Below are 8505 nucleotides of genomic sequence, written 5' to 3' on the forward strand. Positions count from 1 at the left end.
CACAGCGCGAAAGCGCGGGTGTAAAACAGTGGCACTCCGACAAGAAAAACCCCGTCCGCAGACGGGGAACGACTTTTAAATTACGCGTTACTGTTTAAGAACTCAAGCGGGTCGCGCCATGCCCCTTTCGTCATTGGCGCTATCGTTGAGGTTGTTATCAATGGCCAGCACGATTAACTTGTCTTCAAGAGTAAAGCGGGCAGCCAGCGCTTCGCCAATATCGGAGAGCGCCTGCTGGAACTCCAGACAGTTATCATCATCGATGGCATTTTCTAAACTGGAGTCGTAATAGTTCATGATTTCTTCAGTATTGGCTTTCAGCATCGGGTAAAGCTGAGTCGCCGCAAAAAGTGGGCTACTCCCTTCCAAATCGTTAATGATGCGTTCATAAATGTTGAAGTGACCGGCGGAGAGATACTCAACCAGATTGTGGCAAAAATCGTCCAGCGCTTTTTCGTTAAGCTGCATGTAGGATCCTTTGCCAGGTTTAATGCCAACCAGATTGTAATAAGAAACAAGAAGTTGCTTACGTGCTTGCAGCCAATGGTCGACAAGTTTGTTATTTCCCCTAACGCGCTCAGTCAGGCTTTCTAACTGGTTCAGCATAAATGGCTCCGCAAATATGTAAGTTCAAAACGATGTAATAATAATATTAATAACATGCCCGTAAAGCGAAGGTATGCAGCAAATGGTACGTATAATTGAAGCACACGATCGGGGCTGGTGGATCGTCAGCCATGAACAAAAATTATGGTTGCCCGGTGGAGAATTACCACATGGCACGGCAGGAAATTTCGATCTTGCGGGACAGAGCGCGCTACACATCGGTGAGTGGCAAGGCGAAGCGGTATGGATGATCCGCCAGAATCGACGGCAGGAGATGGGATCCGTTCGTCTGCTTATCGATCAGGATGTCGGGCTGTTTCAGCTCGCCGGGCGCGGCGTACAGCTGGCGGAATTTTACCGTTCCCACCAGTTTTGTGGTTACTGCGGCCACACTATGCGCCCCAGTAAAACCGAGTGGGCGATGCTCTGCGATCACTGCCGGGAACGCTATTACCCGCAAATCGCTCCCTGCATTATTGTTGCCATCCGCCGCGATGACTCCATTTTGCTGGCGCAGCATACGCGCCATCGTAACGGTATTTACACCGTGCTTGCCGGGTTTGTCGAAGTGGGCGAAACCCTGGAGCAGGCCGTTGCGCGCGAAGTGATGGAAGAGAGCAGCATTAAGGTGAAAAACCTTCGCTACGTCACTTCCCAACCCTGGCCCTTTCCGCAATCGTTAATGACCGCTTTTATGGCGGAATATGACAGCGGTGAAATAAAAATCGATCCAAAGGAATTGCTCGATGCGGGCTGGTATCGCTATGACAATCTGCCGCTGCTCCCGCCGCCGGGCACTGTGGCGCGCCGACTGATCGAGGATACGGTGGCGCTGTGTCGGGCAGACGACGAATAAGGTTGTTACCCGTCACGCTTTACCTGCCTGTGCGTTGGCTTTCGTCGTTCACCCCGGCCACGTACTGATTTCCGCTTCGGGGGAATGAGCGCGTTGCCGCCTTCATGCAACGCGCATTATTTAGAGTATATAATGGCGGCCTGACGCTTAAGGAAATGACAATGACCGAACTGAAAAACGATCGATACCTGCGCGCGCTTCAGCGCCAGCCTGTAGATATGACGCCAGTATGGATGATGCGTCAGGCAGGCCGCTATTTGCCGGAGTACAAAGCGACTCGTGCGCAAGCCGGGGATTTTATGTCGCTGTGCAAAAACGCCGAGCTGGCCTGTGAAGTCACGCTCCAGCCGCTGCGCCGCTACCCGCTGGATGCGGCGATCCTTTTCTCAGATATCCTCACCGTGCCGGATGCAATGGGGCTTGGCCTCTATTTTGAAGCCGGGGAAGGGCCACGATTTACCGCGCCAATAACCTGCAAGGCCGATGTCGATAAGCTGCCGGTGCCGGATCCAGAAAATGAGCTGGGTTATGTGATGAATGCCGTGCGCACCATTCGCCGTGAGTTAAAAGGCGAAGTGCCGCTGATCGGTTTTTCCGGCAGCCCGTGGACGCTGGCGACCTATATGGTAGAAGGCGGCAGCAGCAAAGCCTTTACCGTGATTAAAAAGATGATGTACGCCGAACCACACACGCTACACGTCCTGTTGGACAAGCTGGCGCAAAGCGTCACGCTTTATCTGAATGCGCAGATCCGCGCAGGCGCGCAGTCGGTGATGATTTTCGATACCTGGGGCGGCGTGCTGACCGGGCGCGATTATCAGCAGTTCTCACTCTATTACATGCATAAAATTGTCGACGGCCTGCTGCGTGAAAACGAAGGCCGCCGCGTACCGGTGACCCTGTTCACCAAAGGCGGCGGACAGTGGCTGGAAGCGATGGCAGAGACCGGCTGCGATGCGTTGGGCCTCGACTGGACAACGGATATCGCCGACGCGCGCCGTCGTGTTGGCGACAAGGTTGCCCTGCAAGGCAATATGGATCCGTCTATGCTTTACGCGCCGCCCGCGCGCATTGAAGAAGAAGTCGCCACGATTCTCGCGGGGTTCGGCAAAGGTGAAGGTCATGTGTTTAACCTCGGTCACGGCATCCACCAGGATGTCCCACCGGAACATGCAGGAGTATTTGTCGAGGCGGTGCACCGTCTGTCGGCCTCCTGGCACCCGTAAGGAGATAGTATGGATCTCGCGTCATTACGCGCTCAACAACTCGAACTGGCTTCTTCAGTGATCCGTGAGGATCGTCTGGATAAGGATCCGCCCACATTGATCGGCGGGGCCGATGTCGGATTCGAGCAGGGGGGAGAAGTGACGCGAGCGGCAATGGTGCTGCTCTCCTGGCCGTCGCTGGAGCTGGTTGAATATCAGGTGGCGCGTATCGCCACCACCATGCCTTATATCCCCGGTTTCCTCTCGTTTCGTGAATATCCCGCGCTGCTGGCCGCGTGGGAGCTTCTGTCGCAAAAACCCGATCTGCTGTTTGTTGATGGCCACGGTATTTCCCATCCGCGTCGCCTCGGCGTGGCCAGCCACTTTGGCCTGCTGGTGGATGTACCGACGATTGGCGTGGCGAAAAAGCGGCTGTGCGGTAAGTTCGAGCCGCTGGCGGACGAACCGGGCGCGCTGTCGCCGCTAATGGATAAAGGTGAAAAACTTGCCTGGGTGTGGCGCAGCAAAGCGCGCTGCAATCCGCTGTTTGTCACCACCGGGCATCGCGTCAGCCAGGATAGCGCGCTGGCATGGGTGCAGCGCTGCATGAAAGGTTACCGCTTGCCGGAACCGACGCGCTGGGCGGATGCCGTGGCATCCGGTCGACCTGCATTTGCGCGTTGGCAGGCAATTCAGCGCGATATCGGGTAAACTGCCGCGCATTACCGACTTCGAGAAACGATCATGTTACAAAACCCGATTCACCTGCGTCTGGAAAAGCTGGAAAGCTGGCAGCACGTCGTTTTTATGGCTTGCCTGTGCGAGCGTATGTACCCCAATTACGCCCTATTCTGCCAGCAGACAGAGTTTGGCGATGCGCAGCTTTATCGCCGCATCCTCGACCTGGTGTGGGAAACAGAGATTGTTAAAGACGCGAAGGTGAATTTCGATAGCCAACTGGAGAAGCTGGAAGAGGCCATTCCGGCAGCAGACGATTACGATCTGTACGGCGTTTATCCCGCCATCGATGCGTGTGTGGCATTAAGCGAATTGATTCATTCGCGCCTGAGTGGTGAAACGCTGGAGCATGCTATTGAAGTTAGCAAAACGTCGATCACGACCGTTGCGATGCTGGAAATGACCCAGCAAGAGCGCGAAATGACCGATGAAGAGCTGCGGGAAAACCCCGCCGTTGAGCAAGAATGGGATATCCAGTGGGAGATTTTCCGCCTGCTGGCCGCCTGCGAAGAACGCGATATTGAACTGATCAAAGGACTGCGCGCAGACTTGCGCGAGGCCGGCGACAGCAATATCGGTATAAATTTGCAGCAATGAGACAACAAAACGTGATTTAACGCCTGTTTTGTCGTGCCTGAAGGCTTCCCTTCGTACCCCCGTCTGGTCTACATTTGGGGGGCGAAAATAAGTGGCTATCGGTGCGTGTATGCAGGAGAGTGCTTTTGAGGCATTTCCGTCGCACTCGATGCTTAGCAAGCGATAAACACATTGAAAGGATAACTTATGAACAAGACTCAACTGATTGATGTAATTGCGGACAAGGCCGATCTGTCTAAAGCGCAAGCGAAAGCTGCACTGGAATCCACCCTGGCTGCCGTTACTGAGTCTCTGAAAGCAGGCGATGCGGTACAACTGGTTGGTTTCGGTACCTTCAAAGTGAACCACCGCGCTGAGCGTACTGGCCGCAACCCGCAGACCGGTAAAGAAATCAAAATCGCCGCTGCTAACGTGCCGGCATTTGTTTCTGGTAAGGCACTGAAAGACGCAGTTAAGTAAGACTGCGTGGCCGTGAACAGTTTTGTCGAAGGGGCGGTTTCGCCCCTTTTGTCATTCTGCTGTCGCCCGCTGATGCTGGCGGGCGTGCTGTTGCTTACGGCCTGTAGCCATGATTCCAAACTGCCCCCTTTTACCGCCAGCGGCTTTGCCGGCGATGAGGGCGCGGTGCGCATCTGGCGTAAGGATTCGGGCGATGAGACGCATCTGCTCACCGCTTTTAGCCCGTGGCACCACGGGAGCACTTCCCTTAGCGAATATCGCTGGCAAGGCGATGCGTTAACCCTCGTTGAACTCAATATTTACGCTAAACCGCCGGAGCATATCCGCATACGCTTTGACGATCGCGGCGGACTGAGCTTTATGCAACGTGAAATTGATGGCCAGAAACAGCAGCTTTCCAGCGATCAGATTGCGCTGTATCACTACCGGGCCGAGCAGATTCGTCAGACCAGCGATGCGCTGCGTCTGGGCCATGTGATGCTGCGCCAGGGGCGCTGGCAGGCCAATCATACGGTACAGACCTGTGAAGGGCAGAGCGTTAAGCCCGACCTCGACAAATACGCTTTAAAGCGTATTGAGGAGCGTCAGCGCCATTCTGCGGTGGCGGTGAGCCTGGCATGGCTGGAAGCACCGGAAGGGGCGCAGCTACTGCTGGTGGCCAATGAGGATTTCTGCCATTGGCAGCCGAAGGAGAAGAGTTTTTAAATACCCTCCCCCGGCGGGAGAGGGTGAAAGGCGGGAAATTACTTAGCCTGCTCGCGCGCAATCGCCCGGTAACCAATATCCCGACGGCTAAAGCTGCCCTCCCAGTGAATATCGGTCAGTAACGCATAAGCACGCTGCTGCGCTTCGGCGACGGTATTTCCCAGCGCCGTCACGCACAGCACACGCCCGCCGTTGGTCAGCACCCGATCATCGGCAGCAAGCTTAGTGCCCGCGTGGAACACTTTGCCATCCGCCACTTCTTCCAGCGGCAGACCGTGAATCACATCGCCGTTGCGATAGTTCCCCGGGTAACCGCCCGCAGCAACGACAACGCCCAGCGATGCGCGGCTATCCCATTTCGAGGTTTTCTTATCCAGCTTGCCTTCACAGGCGGCCAGGCACAGTTCGACCAGATCGGACTGCATACGCAGCATGATGGGCTGCGTTTCCGGATCGCCAAACCGGCAATTGAACTCAATCACCTTCGGGTTGCCCGCTTTGTCGATCATCAGCCCGGCATAGAGGAAACCGGTATAGGTATTCCCTTCCGCCGCCATACCACGCACCGTTGGCCAGATAACGCGTTCCATGGTGCGCTGATGCACTTCATCAGTCACCACCGGCGCGGGCGAGTAAGCGCCCATACCGCCGGTATTGGGGCCGGTATCGCCGTCGCCCACGCGCTTGTGATCCTGGCTGGTGGCCATCGGCAGCACATGTTCGCCATCAACCATCACGATAAAGCTGGCTTCTTCCCCGTCGAGGAACTCTTCAATGACGATGCGGTGCCCGGCGTCGCCAAAGGCGTTGCCCGCCAGCATGTCGTGCACCGCCGCTTCGGCTTCTTCAAGGGTCATCGCAACAATCACCCCTTTGCCCGCCGCCAGGCCATCGGCCTTGATGACGATAGGTGCGCCTTTTTCGCGCAGATACGCCAGCGCAGGTTCGATGTCGGTAAAATTCTGATATTCGGCCGTCGGGATGTTATGCCGCGCCAGAAAGTCTTTGGTGAAGGCTTTCGAGCCTTCCAGCTGCGCGGCTCCCTGGGTTGGGCCAAAAATCTTTAGGCCCGCTGCGCGAAAGGCGTCGACCACGCCAATCACCAGCGGCGCTTCCGGACCGACAATCGTCAGATCGATCTTCTCGTTCTGGGCAAAATTCAGCAGTGCCGGAATGTCAGTTGCGCCGATGGCGACGTTTTGCAGCGTCGGTTCAAGTGCCGTACCGGCATTACCCGGTGCCACAAAAACGGTCTCAACCAGCGGCGACTGCGCTGCTTTCCAGGCCAGCGCGTGTTCGCGCCCGCCGTTGCCAATCACTAATACTTTCATTGTCTGCTCCGTGGATTAATGGCGGAAGTGACGCATATCGGTAAAGATCATCGCAATGCCGTGCTCATCCGCGGCGGCGATCACTTCGTCATCGCGGATCGATCCACCCGGCTGGATAACACAGGTTACGCCCACTGCGGCGGCGGCATCAATGCCATCGCGGAACGGGAAAAACGCATCAGACGCCATGGCAGAACCTTTAACGTCCAGCCCTTCGTCTGCCGCTTTGATACCGGCAATCTTCGCCGAGTAGACACGGCTCATTTGGCCTGCGCCAATGCCGATGGTCATATTCTCTTTCGCATAAACAATGGCATTGGATTTAACGAATTTCGCCACTTTCCAGCAGAACAGCGCGTCACGCAGCTCCTGTTCGGTCGGCTGGCGTTTGCTTACCACGCGCAGTTCTTCAGCGCTTACCATGCCAAGATCGCGATCCTGAACCAGCAGGCCGCCGTTGACGCGTTTGAAATCGAGACCCGGCACACGCTGCGCCCATTCGCCACAAACCAGCACGCGGACGTTTTGTTTGGCTGCGGTGATCTTCAGCGCTTCTTCACTGGCGGAAGGGGCAATGATCACTTCAACAAACTGACGTGAGATGATCGCCTGCGCGGTTTCTGCATCCAGTTCGCGGTTAAAAGCAATGATGCCGCCGAAGGCCGAGGTTGGATCGGTTTTATACGCGCGATCGTAAGCATCAAGCAGGGAAGTACTGACCGCCACGCCGCACGGGTTGGCATGTTTTACGATCACGCAGGCTGGCTCGTCGAAGGTTTTAACGCACTCGAGCGCTGCGTCGGTATCAGCAATATTGTTATAGGAGAGCGCCTTACCCTGCAGCTGCTGAGCGGTGGCAACGGAAGCCTCTTTGATCTCTTCTTCTATATAGAAGGCCGCTTGCTGGTGGCTGTTCTCACCGTAGCGCATATCTTGTTTCTTGATGAAGTTCAGATTCAGGGTCCGCGGGAAGCGGCCGGCAGGTTCTTTGCTTTCGCCGTGATAGGCGGGCACCAGGCTACCGAAATAGTTGGCGATCATGCTGTCGTAGGCCGCCGTGTGTTCGAACGCTTTGATCGCCAGATCGAAACGCGTCGTTAGCGTCAATGAGCCTTCGTTGCTATCCAACTCACTAATAATGGCGCTGTAGTCGCTGCTCTTCACCACGATAGCTACATCTTTATGGTTCTTCGCGGCGGAGCGCACCATGGTAGGGCCGCCGATATCAATGTTCTCTACTGCATCTTCCAGCGAGCATCCTTCGCGAGCAACGGTCTGGGCGAAGGGATAAAGGTTAACAACCACCATATCGATCGGCGCGATCGCGTGTTGCGCCATGATCGCATCATCCTGGCCGCGACGGCCAAGAATGCCGCCGTGGACTTTCGGGTGCAGGGTTTTAACGCGTCCATCCATCATTTCCGGAAAACCGGTGTAGTCGGAGACTTCGGTCACGGGCAGACCTTTTTCCGCCAGCAGTTTCGCGGTGCCGCCGGTAGAGAGCAGTTCTACACCGCGTTGCGAGAGGGCCTGAGCGAATTCGACAATACCGGCCTTGTCAGAAACACTGAGCAAAGCGCGGCGGACTGGACGAGATTGTTGCATGGTAAATCCCCTGGATTGGTCTTTTACAGAGAGCGTTAGCTAAATACTCGATCATTATCGATCCTTTTATTTAGCTAACACCTCTTTAGAGGCTGATATTTTTGCGCGGGCATTGTAACGAAAACGTTTGCGTAGCGCTCGCGAATTTTTGTACTTTTGGCCAATTGTGGATAAGTCTGTGTGTAAACAGGTATAAAGGCGGGTTTTGCTGTGGAATGCAGCAGTCAGTCATTTTTATGTCATTTTTCTATTGCGGGGGGCGGAGAACTCCCTATAATGCGCCTCCATCGACACGGCAGATGTGAATCACTTCACACAAATCGCCGGTTCGGTTGAAGAGAAAAATCCTGCAAAACGGGGTTGACTCTGAAAGAGGAAAGCGTAATATACGCCACCTCGCGAC

General features: G+C 55.4%; 9 protein-coding genes. 6 read left to right on the forward strand and 3 right to left on the reverse strand.

Translation table 11 applies throughout. The features are described 5' to 3' along the window. Nucleotides 1–102: 102 nt before the first annotated feature. On the reverse strand, nucleotides 103–606 hold the full coding sequence (locus tag RW65_RS00570) for an Rsd/AlgQ family anti-sigma factor (protein ID WP_039054709.1): 504 nt from the start codon (nucleotides 604–606) through the stop codon (nucleotides 103–105). Between the two features lie 82 nt (nucleotides 607–688). Here RW65_RS00570 and nudC point away from each other — a divergent pair, with 82 nt between their 5' ends. The 6 genes from nudC to RW65_RS00600 all read left to right on the forward strand — a co-directional run bounded on the left by nudC (nucleotide 689) and on the right by RW65_RS00600 (nucleotide 5166). Beyond that, entirely contained in the window at nucleotides 689–1462 is a 774-nt protein-coding gene (gene nudC, locus RW65_RS00575; RefSeq protein WP_039054710.1) for an NAD(+) diphosphatase, read from the forward strand. Between the two features lie 161 nt (nucleotides 1463–1623). After that, nucleotides 1624–2688 (forward strand): uroporphyrinogen decarboxylase, encoded by a 1065-nt coding sequence (hemE, locus tag RW65_RS00580; RefSeq protein ID WP_039054711.1) that lies wholly within the window; start codon nucleotides 1624–1626, stop codon nucleotides 2686–2688. A gap of 9 nt (nucleotides 2689–2697) precedes the next feature. Next, entirely contained in the window at nucleotides 2698–3378 is a 681-nt protein-coding gene (gene nfi, locus RW65_RS00585; RefSeq protein WP_039054712.1) for a deoxyribonuclease V, read from the forward strand. A 33-nt stretch (nucleotides 3379–3411) separates the two neighbouring features. After that, nucleotides 3412–4002, forward strand: coding sequence for a YjaG family protein (locus RW65_RS00590; RefSeq protein WP_039054713.1), 591 nt, complete (start codon nucleotides 3412–3414; stop codon nucleotides 4000–4002). 186 nt (nucleotides 4003–4188) lie between these two features. Further along, on the forward strand, nucleotides 4189–4461 hold the full coding sequence (hupA, locus tag RW65_RS00595) for a nucleoid-associated protein HU-alpha (RefSeq protein ID WP_017460010.1): 273 nt from the start codon (nucleotides 4189–4191) through the stop codon (nucleotides 4459–4461). A gap of 12 nt (nucleotides 4462–4473) precedes the next feature. Then, complete coding sequence (locus tag RW65_RS00600; protein WP_052250247.1) at nucleotides 4474–5166, forward strand: DUF1481 domain-containing protein; 693 nt, start codon at nucleotides 4474–4476, stop codon at nucleotides 5164–5166. A gap of 38 nt (nucleotides 5167–5204) precedes the next feature. Here RW65_RS00600 and purD read toward each other — a convergent pair whose 3' ends face one another. Further along, the gene (gene purD, locus RW65_RS00605; protein WP_039054715.1) at nucleotides 5205–6497 is read right to left on the reverse strand and encodes a phosphoribosylamine--glycine ligase; all 1293 of its coding nucleotides are present in this window, start codon (nucleotides 6495–6497) and stop codon (nucleotides 5205–5207) included. Nucleotides 6498–6512: 15 nt separating this feature from the next. Continuing rightward, the gene (purH, locus tag RW65_RS00610; protein ID WP_039054716.1) at nucleotides 6513–8102 is read right to left on the reverse strand and encodes a bifunctional phosphoribosylaminoimidazolecarboxamide formyltransferase/IMP cyclohydrolase; all 1590 of its coding nucleotides are present in this window, start codon (nucleotides 8100–8102) and stop codon (nucleotides 6513–6515) included. Nucleotides 8103–8505: the final 403 nt, after the last annotated feature.

Origin of the sequence: Enterobacter sp. Bisph1 (genome assembly GCF_000814905.1) — a bacterium.
GTDB lineage: Bacteria > Pseudomonadota > Gammaproteobacteria > Enterobacterales > Enterobacteriaceae > Kosakonia.

Excerpts from the sequence above, each read along its gene's own strand:
- RW65_RS00570 (WP_039054709.1), bottom strand. The coding sequence starts at position 606 with ATGCTGAACCAGTTAGAAAGCCTGACTGAGCGCGTTAGGGGAAATAAC.
- nudC (WP_039054710.1), top strand. The coding sequence starts at position 689 with ATGGTACGTATAATTGAAGCACACGATCGGGGCTGGTGGATCGTCAGC.
- hemE (WP_039054711.1), top strand. The coding sequence starts at position 1,624 with ATGACCGAACTGAAAAACGATCGATACCTGCGCGCGCTTCAGCGCCAG.
- nfi (WP_039054712.1), top strand. The coding sequence starts at position 2,698 with ATGGATCTCGCGTCATTACGCGCTCAACAACTCGAACTGGCTTCTTCA.
- RW65_RS00590 (WP_039054713.1), top strand. The coding sequence starts at position 3,412 with ATGTTACAAAACCCGATTCACCTGCGTCTGGAAAAGCTGGAAAGCTGG.
- hupA (WP_017460010.1), top strand. The coding sequence starts at position 4,189 with ATGAACAAGACTCAACTGATTGATGTAATTGCGGACAAGGCCGATCTG.
- purD (WP_039054715.1), bottom strand. The coding sequence starts at position 6,497 with ATGAAAGTATTAGTGATTGGCAACGGCGGGCGCGAACACGCGCTGGCC.
- purH (WP_039054716.1), bottom strand. The coding sequence starts at position 8,102 with ATGCAACAATCTCGTCCAGTCCGCCGCGCTTTGCTCAGTGTTTCTGAC.